Genomic DNA, 17,012 nt, shown 5'->3' on the forward strand with positions numbered 1-17,012 from the left:
TTATTGACCTCCTGAAAGAAGCATTGTTAGAGTATCGCTAATAGCTTGATACATTTCTTGATTAGACATATCTCCTTTATAAAGTTGATGGAAGATTTGTCCATCTTTAATAAATAAGACACGACTGGCATAACTTGCTGCTTTACTACTATGAGTCACCATTAAAATAGTTTGTCCACTTTGATGAATTTGATCAAAGATTGATAAAAGCTGATCAGTTGATTTAGAATCAAGAGCTCCTGTTGGTTCATCGGCAAGAATGATTTTAGGATTTGTTATGAAGGCTCTTGCGACAGCAACTCTTTGTTTTTGACCACCAGATATTTCATAGGGATATTTTTCTAATAAATGATCTATTCCTAGAGGTTTAGCTAGTTTGTCTAGTTTTGGTTTCATTAAAGCATAAGGCTCTTTGGATAAAACAAGGGGTAAATAAATATTATCAGCAACATTAAAAGTATCTAATAAGTTAAAATCTTGAAATACAAAGCCTAAATTATCTCTTCTAAAAGCTGAAATATGTTTATCAGAGATTTTAGTAAGATCTTGATTATCTAGTAATACTTCGCCACTTGTTGGTTTATCTAAAGAAGCTAAAATGTTTAAAAGTGTCGTTTTCCCACTTCCAGATTCACCCATAATAGCAATATATTCACCTTCTTCAACGTCAAAAGAGACATCTTTTAAAGCTTCTACCTTTTGACTTGAAAAACGTGTTGAATAAATTTTTTGTAAATGTTTAACTTGTAATAATGACATTTTTGTCTCCTCCTTTTTACACCTATATTCTATGCTTTTAATAAAAGATGACCTATCGATTTATCTTACAAATAAGCAAAATAATCTTACATTATTGTAAGATTATTCAATAAATATTTCTTTTTTAGTAAAATCAAGACATACCGTTGTTCCTTTACCAATAGTCGATTCAATAGAAATTAGATGACCTAATTTATCAAAAATATTCTTACATAAATAAAGACCTAAACCACTCGCTTTTTTATCATTTCTTCCTTGAAACCCCGTAAATCCTCTTTCAAAAACACGAGGAAGATTACTTTCTTTAATACCAATACCACTATCTTGAATATAAAGTTTTTCATGATCATTATAAAATTTAATACTTCCTTGTTGAGTATATTTTAAGGCATTAGAAAGTATTTGTTCAATGACAAAAGCACTCCATTTTTCATCCGTCAATATTTGTATATCTTTGATTTGATAATCTACTTTTATATCTTTTTCAAAGAAGAAAAGGGATTGTTTTTTTATCTCTTGTGATACGAGATAATCTAAAGATATTTTTTGAAAAGAAAGATCATGATGAATGTGATCTAAACGGATATATTGTAAAGCCATATTGACATATTGTTCTATTTTTAATAATTCAACGAGCATTCTTTCATCTTGGTAATCATTTTGAATAATGAGTTTTAATCCTGCGATAGGTGTTTTAATTTGATGGACCCATTTTGTATAATAATCCATCATTTCATTATATTTAATTTGATTTTCTTTTTTTAAATCATTCATTATATTTTGAAGTCTTTGAATATATTCTTGATATGTTTTTTCTTCAAGATAACGTATTTTAGGAAAATGAAGTTCCCTGTCTTCTTGTAAATATTGAAGATAACGATGATGGTTTTTATATTTTGTATAATCAATAATAAAGTAAATCAAGACGATTACTAAATCGACAATCAAGATATAAATCATCAAATCTTGTAAAACCTGACATAGAAGTAAAATCAGAAAATTTGTTAGCATAAAGAAAAGATAAAGAAGATAAACAGTAGAAGTTTTCTTTAAATATTCTCTAAGCATAATAAATACCCTAAACCTTTCTTTGTATGAATAAAGTTAAAAAGTCCAATATCTTCAAGTTTCTTTCTTAAGCGATTCATATTAACACTTAAAGTGTTATCATCAATAAACTGATGATCGTCCCATAAATGATTCATTAAATCAACGCGTGATACAATCACTTCAGCGTGTTCAAACATAAATTCTAATATTTTAAGTTCATTTTTTGTTAGAACAAGTTCTTTTTGATGATAAGTTATCTTTCCTTGTAATAAATCTAAATAGACATCTTGATAGGATAAAAGATGAAATTCTTTAGAAAAACTATAGGTTCTTCTAAGAAGTGCTTGAATTTTAGCTTGAACGACTTGTAAGTCAAAAGGTTTATTAATAAAATCATCACCACCCATGTTCATCGCTAAAACAATATTCATGTTTTCATTTGATGAAGATATAAAGACGATAGGAACTTGAGAAATCTTTCGTATTTCTTGACACCAATAGTAGCCATCAAAAAAAGGTAAATGAATATCAAGTAAGACAAGATCAGGTTTATATTGAATAAAATCATCTAAGACATTTTCAAAGTTTTCAACACAAGAAACCTCATAATGATATTTTTCAAAATGTTTTTGTAACCCTTGGGCGATGATTAAATCATCTTCTACAATTAATAATTTATACATAAAATCACCTTCTTTAAATATTATATAGAAAAATATTTAATTCGTCATCTTACATTTATGTAAGGTATGTTATAATAAAAGCGAATGGGGGATATAAAAATGATTTTTGAATATGATGAAAATAATTTAGAAAAATATAAAAACTTTAAAGGCGGAGAAAAATACATTGAAGCTAAGATGTATTTTGATGGTTTAAACCGTTTTATGATTGGTCATGTTCCTAGTGGTGGAAGTGTTGGTGAACATGTTCATGAAACAAATAGTGAAATAATTTATGTCATTTCTGGTAATGGTTATGTTATTTATGATGGACAAAGAGAAGAACTTCATAAAGGAAGTGTTCATTATTGTCCTAAAGGTCATAAACATACAATGGTTAATGATCATGAAGAAGATCTTGTTTATTTTGCAGTTGTACCTGAACAATAATTCTTGTTTATCAAGAATTATTGTTTTTTTTAAAGTTTAAATTCGTTATAATAGAGGCGAGGTGAGACTATGGATTCTTTTTTAAAAGAGATTGATACAGCTTTATTAAAAAGATGGTTGCTTAACCAAAATGAAGAGAATTGGGATGTTAAAGAAGTCAATGATAATATTATCATTGAAACAAAATATGGAATTGGAGCCATTAACTTTTATCCTGATTGTATGATTGAATTAGATGTTGAAAATAAAATAACCAAAGAAAAAGTGTTTTTTATTCATTTTCAAATGAATAATTTTCATCATGCTTTAGGTTTACTTTATGATATGCGATTTTGTTTACAAACCTTAACAACTACTAAAAAAACAAGAGTTCTTTTATCATGTACAAGTGGTTTGACAACTGGATTCTTTGCGCAAAAGTTAAATGAAGGAGTACAACTTTTAAATAAAGATTTTGAATTTAATGCGGTTTCTTATGGCAATCTCTATGATGAAGCCAAAGACTATGATGTGATTCTTCTTGCCCCACAAGTTTCTTTTCGTTTATCAGAAGTAGAAGGGGTTTTAAAAGATAAACGTGTTTATGCTTTGTCATCTGCTTTATTTGGTAAATATGATGTAGGAAATACGATTACTTTTTTAGAAGAAGAATTATATAAAGAAAAGAAAATCCAAAGTCATCAAGAAAGTCCTTTACCAATTAAGCAAACCTTAAAAAAACATCAACAAGTTTTAGCCCTTGCTTTTATTCAACTTGATCAAAAAGTAAGACTCGTCAGTCGACTTTATGATGAAAATGATGTGATTTTAGAAGATTTTGAAGTCTATAAAAATACGATTTCAGTAGATGATATTGTAGATTTGTTGAATACGATTCTTTATGAATATCCTGATATTCAACTGATTAGTTTATCACTTCCTGGTGTGGTTTATAATGGCATTGTAACATTAAAGAAATATGGATTAGAAGAGTGTCATTTACAAGCTTATCTTGAAGAAAAATATACTCAAAAGATTGTTATTAATAATGATGTCAATACGATTGTCATGGGATATTTTGCTTCTCAAGATGAATATGAATCTATTTCATTTTTATATCAAGCACGTATTGGTGGAACAGGTGGCGTTGGCCATATTCATCGAGAACATTTAATCAAGGGTAGACATAATATTGCCGGTGAAATTCAATATTTACCTATTTCTTTTAGTGAAAATTATCAAGAAATGAAAAAAACACCAGAAGGAGCACTGGAATGGACAACAAAGTATTGTTTAGGAATTACTTCGATGGTGGCTCCTGAAGCTATTATTATTTATAATAAATTGATTTCTAAAAGTGATGATGTCAAAAAGGAAATGGAAAAATATATGCCTGAAAGTTATTTACCAGATTTAATCAAGATAGAAAGTTTAAAAGAGTATATGTTGATTGGCTGTATTTTATTAGGGTTAAAAGAAATGTAAGAGGTATCTTTGAAAAAAGATACCTTTTTTACATTTATTTTTTACAACTGTCTTGTCAGATGTAAACAAAAGGAGTATACTCTCCTCGTAAAAAGGGAGAAGTTTTATGAATACAGTAGAAAAGATTAAAAAATTAAAAGAAGAAAAAAAGGCAATTATTTTAGCTCATTATTATGTAGATGAAGAAGTACAAAAGATTGCTGATTATATTGGGGATTCATTTTATCTAGCCAAAGTAGCTAGCCAAACAGATGCTGATCGTATTGTTTTTGCAGGAGTTGAGTTTATGGGGGAAAGTGCAAAAATATTAAATCCTGAAAAAAAGGTATTTATGCCAGATGCTTTTGCAGATTGTCCAATGGCTCATATGATTACAATTAAAGAAATTAAAGAAATGAAAGAAAAATATGAAGATTTAGCGGTGGTATGTTATATCAATTCAACAGCTGAAATTAAACAATATGCAGATGTTTGTGTAACCTCATCAAATGCAGTTAAGATTGTTAAAGCATTACCACAAAAAAATATTTTCTTTATACCAGATCAAAACTTAGGAGATTTTGTAAGAAGACAAGTTCCTGAAAAAAATGTGATAACAAACTATGGACACTGTCCTCGTCATACCAATATTACTTTAGAAAAATTAAATGAAGCAAAAGAAAAATATCCAGAAGCAAAAGTGGCTGTTCATCCTGAATGTAAAAGAGAAATCGTTGAAGCTGCTGATTTTGTAGGAAGCACATCAGCGATTATTGACTATGTTGTCCAAAGTGATGCAAAAGATTTTATTATTGGGACAGTAGACGGTGTTTTCGCAAAAATCAAAGAATTAGCACCAAATAAAGAGTTACATACAATTATGGATGTTCAAGTATGTCCAAATATGAAAAAAGTAACATTAGAAAAAATTCTAGATGTTTTAGAAAATGAAACAAATGAAGTCATTTTAAATGATGAATTTATGCAAAAGGCATTAAGTCCTTTAGAAAAAATGTTAGAACTTGCAAAGTAGGTAGAAAAAATGAAAACAGATGTATTAATAGTAGGTAGTGGATGTTCAGCCCTTTATATGGCTTTACATTTACCAGAAGATTTAAATATTTTAATGGTTACTAAAAAAGAGGCGGAATTAAGTGATTCATTTTTAGCACAAGGTGGAATTTGTATGCTTAGAAATGAAGATGACTATGATAGTTATTTTGAAGATACGATGAAAGCAGGTCATTATGAAAATGATGCTTATTCAGTTGAATTAATGATTAAATCATCACCAGATGTTATTCAAGATTTAATTAGTTATGGGGTTGATTTTGAAAGAAATGAAGACGGAAGCCTTGCTTTTACAAGAGAAGGGGCTCATAGCCAAAAACGTATTCTTTATCATGAAGATATTACAGGTAAAGAAATTACGAGACATTTATTAGAAAAAGTAAGACAAAAAAAGAATGTGACACTTTTAGAAAATACACCTCTTGTTGATTTAATTGTTCGAGGAAATGTTGCTTTAGGTGGAGTGATTAAAAGAAATAATCAAGAAGAAAAGGTATACGCTAAAAAAGTTGTTTTAGCTACTGGAGGAATCGGAGGACTTTATAAACATTCTACAAATTATCCTCATTTAACAGGAGATGGTATTGAACTTTCTAAAAAATATCAAATTGAACTTAAGAATTTAGATTATGTACAAATTCATCCAACAACTTTATATACAACAGATCATGAAAGAAGCTTTTTGATTTCTGAATCTGTACGTGGTGAAGGGGCTATTCTTTTAGATAAAAATGGAAATCGTTTTGTCAATGAACTTCTTCCAAGAGATGTTGTGGCAGAAGCCATCTTTAAACAAATGGAAAAAGATCAAACAGATTATGTTTATGAAGATTTAAGACCAATTGGTAAAGAAGAAATTGCTAGTCATTTCCCTCATATCGTTGAACATTGTAAAGAAAAAGGTTATGACGTTTTTAAAGAACCTATTCCTGTTGTACCTGCACAACATTATTTTATGGGTGGTATCAAAGTAGACTATGATAGTCATACCAGTATGAAACATTTATATGCTATTGGAGAAACAGCATGCAATGGCGTTCATGGTAAAAATAGACTTGCAAGTAATTCATTATTAGAAAGTCTTGTTTTTGCTAAAAGAGCGGCTAAACGTATTGAAAAAAGTTTAAAGGAGAGAAATCATTATATGTTTGATCAAACAACATTAAAACTTAATGTAGATCCACTTATTATCAGTGCTTTAAAAGAAGATATTACTAGTGAAGATGTTTCTACTAATAGTGTGATGCCTTTTTCTAAAACAGGAGTTGTTGATTTGATTTGTAAAGAAGATGGTATCATTTGTGGCTTACAAATTTTTGAACGTACTTTTGAATTGTTAGATGAAGCTTGTGATGTTGAATTCTTTGCTAGTGATGGAGATCACGTAGAAAAAGGACAACTTTTAGGACGTATTAAAGGCGATGTCCGTGTTTTACTAAGTGGAGAACGTGTTGCTTTAAATTATTTACAAAGAATGAGTGGAATTGCCACTTATACAGCGAATGTTCAAGAATATTTAAAAGATTCTTCTATTCGTTTATTAGATACACGTAAGACAACACCAAATAATCGTATCTTTGAAAAATATGCAGTAAGAGTCGGTGGTGGACATAATCACCGTTATAATTTAAGTGATGGTGTTTTATTAAAAGATAATCATATTGGTGCTGCTGGTGGTGTTAAGGAAGCCATTATGCTTGCTAAAGAGTATGCACCATTTGTTAGAAAAATTGAAATTGAAGTAGAAAATATGGAAATGGTCAAGGAAGCTGTAGAAGCAGGTGCGGATATTATCATGTTAGATAATATGGATGATGATATGTTAAAAGAAGCTATTGCTTATATTGATCATCGTGCTGAGATTGAAGTTTCAGGAAATGTCACAAAAGAAAACATTGCAAGACTTACAAATTTAGGAGTAGATTATGTTTCAAGTGGTGCTCTAACACATTCTGCACCAATATTAGACCTTTCATTGAAGAATTTACATGTGATATAATATCAATTAAGGAGGGCGAGTTATGGATGGAAATAAAAGAAGACAAGCCATTATTGATATTTTAAAAAACAGTTTACAACCTGTATCAGGAACATATTTAGCGAAAACCCTCCAAGTAAGTCGGCAAGTCATTGTTCAAGACATTGCTTTACTTCGTGCTGGTGATTATGATATTTATTCAACACATAAAGGATATGTTTTAAATACACAAAAAGTTTGTAAACGTATTTTTAAGGTACATCATGATGATAATGAAGTAGAAAAAGAACTTTCTTTAATTGTTGACTTAGGTGGTTATGTTGAAGATGTCTTTGTTTATCATAAAGTTTATAATATTGTAAAAGCAACATTAAATATTGCCTCAAGAAGAGATATTAAAAATTATATGACAAATCTACAAACAGGACATTCAAGCTTACTAAAAAATGTCACATCAGGATATCATTATCATACAGTTCATGCAGACAGTGAAGAGATTCTTGATGAAATTCAAGAAGAACTTCAAAAAGCTGGATTTCTTGCACAGTTACAAGAATATGAACCGGTTGATTTTTGGAAAGATAAGTAAAATAAAAACATCAATATTTTGTTATTGATGTTTTTTTAAGCTCTTTTTTAATTCTTCAATACTTGTATAATCAAATAAACGATCTTGAATATCAAGAATTTGTTGTTTAGAAAGGGTGCTTATAAAATTACTGATATCTTCGTGAAATTGCATTTTAATATAATTAATAATATTTTCATTTGCTTTACTAAGCAAACTATCTATTTCATTACTTGCTTTTTCAAATTTTTTATTTGCTTCCTAAATCTTTCTATCATGAGAATGAAGTAATATCTCATTATCCAAACGATCTAGATATTCTTGGTATGATTCATCAGAAGATATATATCTGTCATGCATTTGTATCGCTTCCTTTATTCTATAATCTATCTCAATTTTATCATATGGTTTTTTCATTTTTAAAGAGATACATTAACTGATTAAAACTCGTCATTTCATTGATTGCTTGATTGATATATTCAAGTTGAATAATTGTTATCTCAGCACAATTAAAGGGATAGACAATATGATGTTCGTCATCAACTATTCTAAAGTGATATTTATAAAGAGGAGCATTGTCTAAAATATGCCCATAACTAATAATTAATGATCTTACAACATGAGCACTAGTATAATCTTCTCCCTGTTTTACTTGTTGTCTTAAAAGTTCAGCATTATAAAGTTCAAAACGAACAAGTATCTCTTCGTTTAAACCATAGCTTTGTAGTTCAATGTTGTAGATATCACCGATATCATCAATAGCTAAAATAAATTTCTTTTCGTAATAGCTTTTACCATAATGTTGCGCATTCTTTAATTTAATAGAAATAATTTTCCTGTCTGAAACGAGTTCTTGACAAATAAGAGTCCTTATTCTTTCGTTTTCTACAAGCAAATGATGAAAACATAAATCATTTGAATATTTTATAAAATTCTCTCTATTTTTGTTCATATAGATTTCTTCCATATATATATTGTCTTTTTTTGAGGAGTTTTCTTCTTTTTAGTAAAAATAAATGATAAAATTTTAGAAATAGAAGCTTTGGAGGTAAAGTATGAATCAAGAAGTTAAAATGAAGCCATCCTATTTAAAAATTGCTTTTTTGGATAGAGATGGAACTATTATTAAAGATTATCCAGATGAAAAATGGAGAGAAATTAAAGAACCTGAATTTTTAAAAGGTTCAATAGAAGGACTCAAGAGATTAAAAGAGATGGGATATGATTTTATCATTATAACAAATCAATATCTTATTAATGATGGAATTATTTCATTGAATGATTATCAACAGTTTACAGGAAAATTTCTAAAAAAATTAAAAGAAGAAAATATAGATATTCTAAAAATCTACTTTTGTCCACATAATGAAAAAGATCATTGTCACTGTAAAAAGCCAAAACAAGGGATGATAGAACAAGCTAAAAAAGATTTTTTAATTGATATGAATAACTCTATCTATATAGGGGATAGTCATGTTGATTATTTACTAGCAAAACATTTTAATTTAACTTTTTATAGGATAAATTATAATGGTGATAATGTTAAAAGTTATCGTAGTATTTTAGAAATTTCCAAACAAATAAAAAAGATTCAAAATAAATGAATCTTTTATAAGTTTTCTAAAGCATATTCAATAGCTTCACTAACAGCTCCATCTTCACAGCTACAAACAACTTGATAAGCTTTTTCTTGTATTGCTTTTTCACCGTTGCTAGGTGCAAAGGAATAAGGAAAACGTTCAAAGAGAGTTATATCATTCATGCCATCTCCTAAAACAATAACTTCTTCTTTTTTGATTTTTAATTGATCAATTACTTTTTCTAAAATCAATCCTTTTTGAGCATATTCGTTGGTAATTTCTACATTATCAGGATATGAAGATAAATAAGCAATATTTTTCATATCTTTAAAATAAGGTAGAACACGTTGTATTTCATCTGCATCATGAGAAAAAGCTTCAACCTTAATAATTTCTAAGTCTCTTTTAATAAATTCATCAATAGAATCAAATTGTTGAATTTGACAGGCAGGGGAATCACTCATTGGACCTCCTGGTAAAAAATCTTCCATTTTATTGCCAAAGCGTACCTTACCACGATAAGCAAAACGATCTCTAACTACTTCCGGTTTTAAAGTACTATAAAAACCATTTGTTGTAAAAATCATATAAGGGGTTTGATGTTCTATGAAAATAGGAAGTATTTCTTTAAGCTTTTCTTTATCCAAGTAACAATTCATTAATACTTCTCCATTTTTATTACAATATTGGGCCCCATTTCCTAAAATCATTGAACATTTAATATCAAAAGGATCTAAAATACTTGTCACGCCATAATAATCTCTTCCTGAAGCCACAACAAATTCAATTCCTTTTTTTTGTGCTTTTTTTATGCTTTCAATACATTTAGGATTGATGTAACCATGAGATAATAAGGTTCCATCAACATCACTGACAATCATTTTAATCATATTCATTTCCTCCATAGTTCTATTATAAAAAAAATAGATGATAAGAAATGGTTTTTTCTTAAAAAGAAAAAGAGTCTAAACTCTTTCTAAAATTTGTTTATAATTTGGAAAATTAGTCTTTGATACTTTTTCTAAAATATCTTGTCCATATTTTTTTACTAAAAGATAACCAGCATCATTTGCAAGAATATTAAAGCCTCTTGGTAAAGTGATTTCTAAGGAATCACACATGTTTTGATAATATTGAAGATAAGCATATTGTGATAATATTTTTGCGCACATCATGGCTGGTGATATATCCTCTTTTTTAAATTCAAGGTGACGTACTACAATGGTTTTGTGTTTTAAATAACGATAGTATTTTTTAGGTGCTAAAAAAGCATCGATTGTTTTTATTGAAATAGGATGACTGATTCTTTGAATGACATTGATCATTGCTTGATTATAGAGATTTGCTTTCATACAAGAAAGTTTTTGTCCTTCACTAACATATTGATTATAATGGCTATTATCTAATAAAAGTAAACTATAAGTAAGTTTTTCTTTTAACACTTTTCCAAGCTGTATTATTTCTTCATTGCTTGTAACTTCTAAATTTAGCTTATTTAACCAAAATTCATCTTTTTGATCAACATAACAAGCCACAACGCATAATGGTCCAAAAAAATCGAGTGATCCTGTTTCATAACATCCAACGTGATTTTCCATATTATCCCTCCCATAATTTATTATAACATATCTTTTTTTAATTATTCACTAATCGAGTTTTGCTAGATAATGATTATAGAGTTTTTGACGTTCAAGTACTTGAATATGACCGTATTGAATATCAATGAGTCCTTCTTCTTTAAACTGATTAAGTACTTTAGTAACGGTCACTCGAGATATAGCTAAAGAATCAGCAATTTCTTGATGCGTATAAGGAATACGACCAAAAAGTAAATTTTTTTCTTTATTATTATCTTTTGATAAATCATAAAGAAAAGCGGCTACTTTTTCATAACGATTATAGGTTTGTGCCCATTTGAGTAATTGCGTTAAATGATTACAATTATCATTTAACATTTTTAATAAAGAAATCGTTAAATCTAGTGAAGATGATAAATAAGGATAAAGATCTTGTAAATGACAAGTAATAATTTCAACATCATTAATTGCGGAAACTGTAGTAGGACGATAAGCATTTTCATAAAGGGAAGACTCCCCAAAAATACGTCCTTTATCAAGAACATCGTAATTGATTTCATCACCATTTTTTTTAATATGATAAACTCGTACTCTGCCTTTTAAAACAAGACATAACTCATCGGCACAATCATCTTGCATATAAATAATCTCATTTTTTTGATAATGTTTAATAGTTCCTACTTGTTTAAAGTAGTCAAATAGTTCTTCATTAATTTTCATTTTTTCACCTTCTTTGTTAAATTGTAACATAGGTTACATTCTGATAAAAGAAAAACTGTTATTATTTCTTGCGAGGTGAGAGATATGAAAAAAGTGATTCAAATTATTATTGGAAATGTTTTAATGGCGTTTGCGGTTAGCGCATTAATTTTAGATCATTCTATTGTGGCAGGAGGGGTTTCTGGTATTAGTACAGTTTTTCATTTTTATACAGGAATTTCTGTTTCTTTATGTGTCGCAATTATTAATATTGCTTTATTTTTAATAGGCCTTTGTTTTTTAGGAAAGACATTTGCAATGAAAACATTGATTTCAACATTTTTATTTCCTGTTTTATTAGAGTTTTTTAATCAACAAACTTATTTACATGGTTTATTAGATGATCAACTTCTTGTTTGTATTTTAGGTGGTTTTTTATTAGGACTTGGAATTGGTCTTGTTTTAAAAGCTGGAGGATCAACGGGGGGATTTGATATTTTAGCGCTTATTGTTGAAAAACATTTTAAAGTTCCCGTAACTTTACTTGTTAATGGTATTGATGCGACAATTCTTATTTTACAAATTTCTTTCCATAGTGTTCCTGAAATTGTTTATGGGATTATGACAATTTTGATTACAGCTTATATGATGAATTATTTATTATCATCAGGTAAAGGTTGTGTTCAAGTTCTTGTCATGACAAAAGAAATTGAAAAGATGAAAATAATGATTTTAAATGATATGGATGCGGGAGTAACTTTATTAGATGGTAAAACAGGGTTTTTAAAAGAAAATACAGAAGTTGTTTTAACAATTTTACCATATCGTAAACTTCCTGATTTAAAAGATAAGATTAAAGAGATTGATGATAAAGCATTTATTATTGTTTCTCATGTAGAAGAAGTTAGTGGAAATGGTTTTACATATACAAAAGAAATGCGAGAAGCTTAATCTTAGATGTTCATTTAGGTGGACATCTTTTTTATTTTGATAGATAATAAGGAAAACGGGGGAATGAGTTATGAAAATTGAAATTGCATCTTTAGAAGACGCACAAGAATTAGTAGAGATTTATCGCTATTATGTTGAAAAAACAGCGATTACTTTTGAATATGAGGTACCATCTGTTGAAGAATTTAAACAAAGAATGGTTCATGTTATGGAAAAATATCCCTATTTGATTGCTAAAGAGAATGATCAAATTGTCGGTTATGCTTATGCAAGTTGTTTTAAAAATAGGGCCGCTTATGATTGGTGTGTTGAGACATCAATTTATGTTAATTATGATTTAAAAAGATGTGGGATTGGTAAAAAACTTTATTTAGCCTTAGAAAAAGCATTAAAAGCACAACATATTACAAATTTAAATGCGTGTATTTCTTCACCTATTGAAAATGATGAATATTTGGATACTAATAGTATTGATTATCATCATCATTTGGGATATCAAATGATAGGTAAGTTTCATCAATGTGGCTATAAATTTAATCGTTGGTATGATATGGTATGGATGGAAAAATTTATAGGGGAACATTTAGAAAATCAATTGCCAATTATTGAATTTAATAAAATCAAAGATCAAATAGATTTAAATGAGGAATAACAAATGGAATTAAAACAAGGCAGACCACAAGAAAAAAGAATAGCTAAAGAAGAAAGAGTTTATGATTTGTTAGAAAAACTACATATTGATTATCAACGCATAGACCATGAAAAAGCAGATACGATGGAAATATGTTTAGAAATAGAAAAATCTTTACAAGCAACGATATGCAAAAATTTATTTTTAGTAAATTCCAATAAAAGCCAATATTATTTATTAATGTTAAAAGGACATAAAAAATTCAAAACAAAAAATATATCGAAACAAATCAACAGTTCCCGTCTTTCTTTTGGAAGTGATGAAAAAATGCATGAATATTTAGATATTACACCTGGTTCTGTTAGTGTTTTAGGACTAATGAACGACGTTAAAAACAATGTTCAATTATTAATGGATCAAGATTTATTAGAAGATGAATACCTAGGTTGTCATCCATGCATTAATACAAGTAGTCTAAAAATTAAAATGCAAGATGTTTTTGATAAAATTTTACCAGCCATTAATCATCAAGCAATCTTTGTGGAGGTTCAAGATGGATAAAGAAGGAATCATGATTTATTTGTGCATGAAAGGACAAAATGAATGGCTAGAAGAAGTTAAAGCCTATTTTCAAAAGAGTTCTTATGTCTTAAAAGTAATTGAAATTGATGATTGGCAAAATGAACTTTCTTTAACAAATCAAAAAGGGAAAATTCTTTTAGAAAAAATTAAGCAAATACAATTAAAAAACAAATATTTAAAATGTTATATTAGCGGTTATTCTTTAGCAGGTTTATTTAGTCTTTATTCACTTCATGAACTTGATTTAGATGAGGCTATCAGTGTATCTGGGTCTTTATGGCAAGAAGGGTGGTTAGAGTATTTAAAGAATCATCCTATAAAAAACAAAAGAATCTATTTAAGTTTAGGAAGTAAGGAACATAAAACAAGAAATGCATTGATGAAAAATGTATTGAAAAACACCTTAGAAGCTTATAAAATCTATCAAAAAGAAAATGATTGTTTCTTTCAAAAAAATAATGGAAATCATTTTTTTGAAAGTGAACTAAGAATGAAGAAAGGATGGGATTGGTTTTTTTATGAAAAATAAGAAATTAACAGAAAAAAGACTTTTGCTTATTAAAAAAATACTATTTATATTAACGATTTTATTATTGATTTATCATGTAGGCTGGACAATTTTTATTATTGCTTTCCGCCATCATATTGGTGATGTTTACATAAAATATGTGACAACTATGATTTTTCGTATTCTTCAATTTAGTGCGATGTTACTTGTATTATCAGCACCTAGAATTTTACAAAAATGGTTTAAGATGCAAGTACCTTTAACACTTTATATAGTTATTGCATTTTTTGCCTTTAATGCTTTAGTTTTAGGAGATGGACTTGATTTTTATGGAAGATATCCATGGTGGGATTCTTTTTTACATTTCCATTCGGGTATAATTTTATCTTTTGTAGCCTTATGGTTTATTCATGTGATGATGGCTGAAAAAAGCAAATATATTTATATGAATAAATATTTTACATGTTTATTTTTAGTTGTGTTTTCTCTAGGAATAGGGGCTTTTTGGGAATTATTAGAATATAGTTGTGATGGGCTCTTTCATACCAATGCTCAACAATATATGGCTTCTACAAAAGGAACACTTGTTTCTAAAAAAGATATTCCTTTAAAAGGACATGAAGCTTTAAAGGATACAATGAAAGATTTAGCTCTTGATTTAGGAGGCTCTTTAATTGTAGCAACTTATGGTTTTATTAAACATGATGAAATATTAGAAAAAAGAAACGAGAGATAAATTATCTCTCGATGATATTTTGAGCTAGAGATTCTAAATGATTTTTAGAATCTTTTATTTTTTGAATTTCATCTGGCGAAGCTGTTTCATAATTGAATTTTCTAGTTATTTTCATTAAAGAAGCAAGTTCACCTTTAATTTGTTTTCTTAAAGCTTTATCCATTTCTTTTTTATGCGTTGCAAGACCATTTTGAACATTGATTATCAATGTTTCAACTTCATTTTTTAAAAGCATATTTTCTTTAGTAACTTGGTCTTGGCTTTCATACATTTTCGCTTGTTTAATGGCTTCTTCAATATCTGCATCAGACATTTTAGAAGAACCTTCAATTGTCATACTTTGACTATTTCCAGAAGCTAAGTCTTTAGCAGAAACGTGAACAATACCATTACTATCAATATCAAAAGTAACTTCAATTTGTGGAACTCCACGCATCGCACGTTTGATTTTTTTAAGCTTAAATTTACCTAAAGATTGATTATCTTTAGCGAGTGGTCTTTCTCCTTGTAAAACATTGATTTCAACTTGTGTTTGAAAGTTTGCTGATGTCGTAAAGACTTGACTGTGACTGGTTGGAATCGTTGTGTTTCTTGGAATTAATGGTGTAGCAACACCACCAACAGTTTCAATAGAAAGTGTCAAAGGTGTAACATCTAATAATAAAACATCATTATCTTCACCATATAAAACCATTTCACCGCTTAGTTTTCCTGCTTGGATTGCAGCTCCTAAAGCTACACATTCATCAGGATTTAAGGATTTACTTGGTTCCATTTGAGTAATTTCTTTTACTTTTTCTTGAACTGCTAAAATACGTGATGAACCTCCCACTAAAATGACTTTATTTAAGTCTTGTGGTGTTAATCTTGCATCATTTAAGGCTGTTTGCATTGGTAAAACAAGACGATCAATTAAAGATTTTGTCAGTTCATTCATTTTTTGTCTTGTTAAGGTGATTTCTAAATTTTTTGGACCATTTACATCTTGATAAATAAAAGGTAAATTAATGATGGTACTTGATTGACTTGAAAGTTCTATTTTAGCTTGTTCACTAGCTTCTAAAATACGAGATAAAGCAATTTGATCTTTTCTTAAATCAATTCCTTCTTGTCTTGAAAAAGTATCAAGGACGTAGTCACTAATGGCTTTATTAAAATCATCTCCACCTAAATGATTATCCCCAGCTGTTGATAAAACTTCAATAACACCACTACCAATTTCAATAATCGAAACATCAAAAGTTCCACCACCTAAATCAAAAACCATCACTTTTTGCCCATAAGCATTTTCAAGCCCATAAGCCAATGCTGCAGCGGTTGGTTCATTAATGATTCTTAAAACTTCTAATCCCGCAATTTTTCCAGCATCTTTTGTTGCTTGCCTTTGGGCATCATTAAAATATGCTGGAACAGTAATAACCGCTTGGTTGACTTCTTCTTGTAAGTAAGCTTCGGCATCATTTTTTAATTTTTGTAAGATCATTGAAGAAATAAGCTGTGGAGAAAGTTGTTTTCCATCAATTTCTACATGATAATTTTGTCCCATTTCTCTTTTAATAGATGAAATCGTACGTTTTGGATTCATTGATTGTTGACGTTTAGCCAGTTCTCCAACAAGTTTCTTTCCATCTTTATCAAAAGCAACAATACTTGGTGTTGTCTTTTGGTTTTCTTTATTTTCAATAATTTTAGCTTTTCCATTTTCATAAAAAGCCATACAACTATTTGTTGTTCCTAAGTCAATTCCAATAACCTTTGCCATAATTT

20 protein-coding genes are annotated in these 17,012 nt (G+C 28.7%); 11 read left to right on the forward strand and 9 right to left on the reverse strand.

The window, feature by feature from the left end; translation table 11 throughout:
* The 3 genes from C7U54_RS01085 to C7U54_RS01095 all read right to left on the reverse strand — a co-directional run bounded on the left by C7U54_RS01085 (position 1) and on the right by C7U54_RS01095 (position 2,492).
* The gene (locus C7U54_RS01085) at positions 1-759 is read right to left on the reverse strand and encodes an ABC transporter ATP-binding protein (RefSeq protein WP_107028986.1); all 759 of its coding nucleotides are present in this window, start codon (positions 757-759) and stop codon (positions 1-3) included.
* Between the two features lie 102 nt (positions 760-861).
* Positions 862-1,827 carry a sensor histidine kinase gene (locus C7U54_RS01090; protein ID WP_107028987.1) on the reverse strand — a complete coding sequence of 322 codons (966 nt, stop codon included), beginning with the start codon at positions 1,825-1,827 and terminating at the stop codon, positions 862-864.
* Positions 1,809-2,492, reverse strand: a complete 684-nt coding sequence (locus C7U54_RS01095) for a response regulator transcription factor (protein ID WP_107028988.1) — start codon at positions 2,490-2,492, stop codon at positions 1,809-1,811. The genes C7U54_RS01090 and C7U54_RS01095 overlap by 19 nt, the downstream gene beginning before the upstream one ends.
* Before the next feature lie 99 nt (positions 2,493-2,591).
* Between C7U54_RS01095 and C7U54_RS01100 the strand changes: the two genes are divergently transcribed.
* The 5 genes from C7U54_RS01100 (at position 2,592) to C7U54_RS01120 (ending at position 8,002) form a co-directional block, all read left to right on the forward strand.
* A complete protein-coding gene (locus C7U54_RS01100; protein ID WP_107028989.1) occupies positions 2,592-2,921 on the forward strand; it encodes a cupin domain-containing protein in 330 nt (109 codons plus the stop codon).
* A 69-nt stretch (positions 2,922-2,990) separates the two neighbouring features.
* A complete protein-coding gene (locus C7U54_RS01105) occupies positions 2,991-4,385 on the forward strand; it encodes an ROK family protein (RefSeq protein ID WP_107028990.1) in 1,395 nt (464 codons plus the stop codon).
* Positions 4,386-4,491: 106 nt separating this feature from the next.
* Entirely contained in the window at positions 4,492-5,397 is a 906-nt protein-coding gene (gene nadA, locus C7U54_RS01110; protein WP_107028991.1) for a quinolinate synthase NadA, read from the forward strand.
* 9 nt (positions 5,398-5,406) lie between these two features.
* Positions 5,407-7,434 (forward strand): L-aspartate oxidase, encoded by a 2,028-nt coding sequence (locus tag C7U54_RS01115; protein WP_107028992.1) that lies wholly within the window; start codon positions 5,407-5,409, stop codon positions 7,432-7,434.
* 22 nt (positions 7,435-7,456) lie between these two features.
* Positions 7,457-8,002, forward strand: coding sequence for a transcription repressor NadR (locus C7U54_RS01120; protein ID WP_107028993.1), 546 nt, complete (start codon positions 7,457-7,459; stop codon positions 8,000-8,002).
* Positions 8,003-8,023: 21 nt separating this feature from the next.
* Here C7U54_RS01120 and C7U54_RS14520 read toward each other — a convergent pair whose 3' ends face one another.
* Together C7U54_RS14520 and C7U54_RS01125 are read right to left on the reverse strand one after the other, a co-directional pair.
* Positions 8,024-8,197, reverse strand: coding sequence for a hypothetical protein (locus C7U54_RS14520; RefSeq protein ID WP_155522439.1), 174 nt, complete (start codon positions 8,195-8,197; stop codon positions 8,024-8,026).
* A gap of 184 nt (positions 8,198-8,381) precedes the next feature.
* The gene (locus C7U54_RS01125) at positions 8,382-8,933 is read right to left on the reverse strand and encodes a PD-(D/E)XK nuclease family transposase (RefSeq protein ID WP_158561875.1); all 552 of its coding nucleotides are present in this window, start codon (positions 8,931-8,933) and stop codon (positions 8,382-8,384) included.
* 103 nt (positions 8,934-9,036) lie between these two features.
* Here C7U54_RS01125 and C7U54_RS01130 point away from each other — a divergent pair, with 103 nt between their 5' ends.
* A complete protein-coding gene (locus C7U54_RS01130; RefSeq protein ID WP_206603562.1) occupies positions 9,037-9,585 on the forward strand; it encodes a D-glycero-alpha-D-manno-heptose-1,7-bisphosphate 7-phosphatase in 549 nt (182 codons plus the stop codon).
* A gap of 5 nt (positions 9,586-9,590) precedes the next feature.
* On the opposite strand, the gene C7U54_RS01135 is transcribed toward C7U54_RS01130, so the two are convergent.
* The 3 genes from C7U54_RS01135 to C7U54_RS01145 form a co-directional block, all read right to left on the reverse strand.
* Positions 9,591-10,451 carry an HAD family hydrolase gene (locus C7U54_RS01135; protein WP_107028995.1) on the reverse strand — a complete coding sequence of 287 codons (861 nt, stop codon included), beginning with the start codon at positions 10,449-10,451 and terminating at the stop codon, positions 9,591-9,593.
* Between the two features lie 75 nt (positions 10,452-10,526).
* Positions 10,527-11,159, reverse strand: coding sequence for a ribonuclease HIII (locus C7U54_RS01140; protein ID WP_022002789.1), 633 nt, complete (start codon positions 11,157-11,159; stop codon positions 10,527-10,529).
* Positions 11,160-11,207: 48 nt separating this feature from the next.
* A complete protein-coding gene (locus tag C7U54_RS01145) occupies positions 11,208-11,858 on the reverse strand; it encodes a Crp/Fnr family transcriptional regulator (protein ID WP_107029065.1) in 651 nt (216 codons plus the stop codon).
* An 84-nt stretch (positions 11,859-11,942) separates the two neighbouring features.
* Between C7U54_RS01145 and C7U54_RS01150 the strand changes: the two genes are divergently transcribed.
* The 5 genes from C7U54_RS01150 to C7U54_RS01170 all read left to right on the forward strand — a co-directional run bounded on the left by C7U54_RS01150 (position 11,943) and on the right by C7U54_RS01170 (position 15,245).
* Positions 11,943-12,788, forward strand: coding sequence for a YitT family protein (locus tag C7U54_RS01150; RefSeq protein ID WP_107028996.1), 846 nt, complete (start codon positions 11,943-11,945; stop codon positions 12,786-12,788).
* A gap of 70 nt (positions 12,789-12,858) precedes the next feature.
* The gene (locus tag C7U54_RS01155) at positions 12,859-13,440 is read left to right on the forward strand and encodes a GNAT family N-acetyltransferase (protein WP_107028997.1); all 582 of its coding nucleotides are present in this window, start codon (positions 12,859-12,861) and stop codon (positions 13,438-13,440) included.
* 3 nt (positions 13,441-13,443) lie between these two features.
* A complete protein-coding gene (locus tag C7U54_RS01160; RefSeq protein ID WP_107028998.1) occupies positions 13,444-13,980 on the forward strand; it encodes a prolyl-tRNA synthetase associated domain-containing protein in 537 nt (178 codons plus the stop codon).
* Complete coding sequence (locus C7U54_RS01165) at positions 13,973-14,530, forward strand: hypothetical protein (protein WP_107028999.1); 558 nt, start codon at positions 13,973-13,975, stop codon at positions 14,528-14,530. Before C7U54_RS01160 ends, C7U54_RS01165 begins: the two co-directional genes overlap by 8 nt.
* Positions 14,520-15,245, forward strand: coding sequence for a hypothetical protein (locus C7U54_RS01170; protein ID WP_107029000.1), 726 nt, complete (start codon positions 14,520-14,522; stop codon positions 15,243-15,245). The genes C7U54_RS01165 and C7U54_RS01170 overlap by 11 nt, the downstream gene beginning before the upstream one ends.
* A 1-nt stretch (position 15,246) precedes the next feature.
* Here C7U54_RS01170 and dnaK read toward each other — a convergent pair whose 3' ends face one another.
* Entirely contained in the window at positions 15,247-17,007 is a 1,761-nt protein-coding gene (gene dnaK, locus C7U54_RS01175; protein WP_107029001.1) for a molecular chaperone DnaK, read from the reverse strand.
* Positions 17,008-17,012: the final 5 nt, after the last annotated feature.

It is taken from the genome of Faecalibacillus intestinalis, assembly GCF_003024685.1.
GTDB lineage: Bacteria > Bacillota_I > Bacilli_A > Erysipelotrichales > Coprobacillaceae > Faecalibacillus > Faecalibacillus intestinalis.

Coding starts and splice junctions, on each gene's coding strand:
- C7U54_RS01085 (WP_107028986.1), bottom strand. CDS start 759: ATGTCATTATTACAAGTTAAACATTTACAAAAAATTTATTCAACACGT.
- C7U54_RS01090 (WP_107028987.1), bottom strand. CDS start 1,827: ATGCTTAGAGAATATTTAAAGAAAACTTCTACTGTTTATCTTCTTTAT.
- C7U54_RS01095 (WP_107028988.1), bottom strand. CDS start 2,492: ATGTATAAATTATTAATTGTAGAAGATGATTTAATCATCGCCCAAGGG.
- C7U54_RS01100 (WP_107028989.1), top strand. CDS start 2,592: ATGATTTTTGAATATGATGAAAATAATTTAGAAAAATATAAAAACTTT.
- C7U54_RS01105 (WP_107028990.1), top strand. CDS start 2,991: ATGGATTCTTTTTTAAAAGAGATTGATACAGCTTTATTAAAAAGATGG.
- nadA (WP_107028991.1), top strand. CDS start 4,492: ATGAATACAGTAGAAAAGATTAAAAAATTAAAAGAAGAAAAAAAGGCA.
- C7U54_RS01115 (WP_107028992.1), top strand. CDS start 5,407: ATGAAAACAGATGTATTAATAGTAGGTAGTGGATGTTCAGCCCTTTAT.
- C7U54_RS01120 (WP_107028993.1), top strand. CDS start 7,457: ATGGATGGAAATAAAAGAAGACAAGCCATTATTGATATTTTAAAAAAC.
- C7U54_RS01125 (WP_158561875.1), bottom strand. CDS start 8,933: ATGAACAAAAATAGAGAGAATTTTATAAAATATTCAAATGATTTATGT.
- C7U54_RS01130 (WP_206603562.1), top strand. CDS start 9,037: ATGAATCAAGAAGTTAAAATGAAGCCATCCTATTTAAAAATTGCTTTT.
- C7U54_RS01135 (WP_107028995.1), bottom strand. CDS start 10,451: ATGATTAAAATGATTGTCAGTGATGTTGATGGAACCTTATTATCTCAT.
- C7U54_RS01140 (WP_022002789.1), bottom strand. CDS start 11,159: ATGGAAAATCACGTTGGATGTTATGAAACAGGATCACTCGATTTTTTT.
- C7U54_RS01145 (WP_107029065.1), bottom strand. CDS start 11,858: ATGAAAATTAATGAAGAACTATTTGACTACTTTAAACAAGTAGGAACT.
- C7U54_RS01150 (WP_107028996.1), top strand. CDS start 11,943: ATGAAAAAAGTGATTCAAATTATTATTGGAAATGTTTTAATGGCGTTT.
- C7U54_RS01155 (WP_107028997.1), top strand. CDS start 12,859: ATGAAAATTGAAATTGCATCTTTAGAAGACGCACAAGAATTAGTAGAG.
- C7U54_RS01160 (WP_107028998.1), top strand. CDS start 13,444: ATGGAATTAAAACAAGGCAGACCACAAGAAAAAAGAATAGCTAAAGAA.
- C7U54_RS01165 (WP_107028999.1), top strand. CDS start 13,973: ATGGATAAAGAAGGAATCATGATTTATTTGTGCATGAAAGGACAAAAT.
- C7U54_RS01170 (WP_107029000.1), top strand. CDS start 14,520: ATGAAAAATAAGAAATTAACAGAAAAAAGACTTTTGCTTATTAAAAAA.
- dnaK (WP_107029001.1), bottom strand. CDS start 17,007: ATGGCAAAGGTTATTGGAATTGACTTAGGAACAACAAATAGTTGTATG.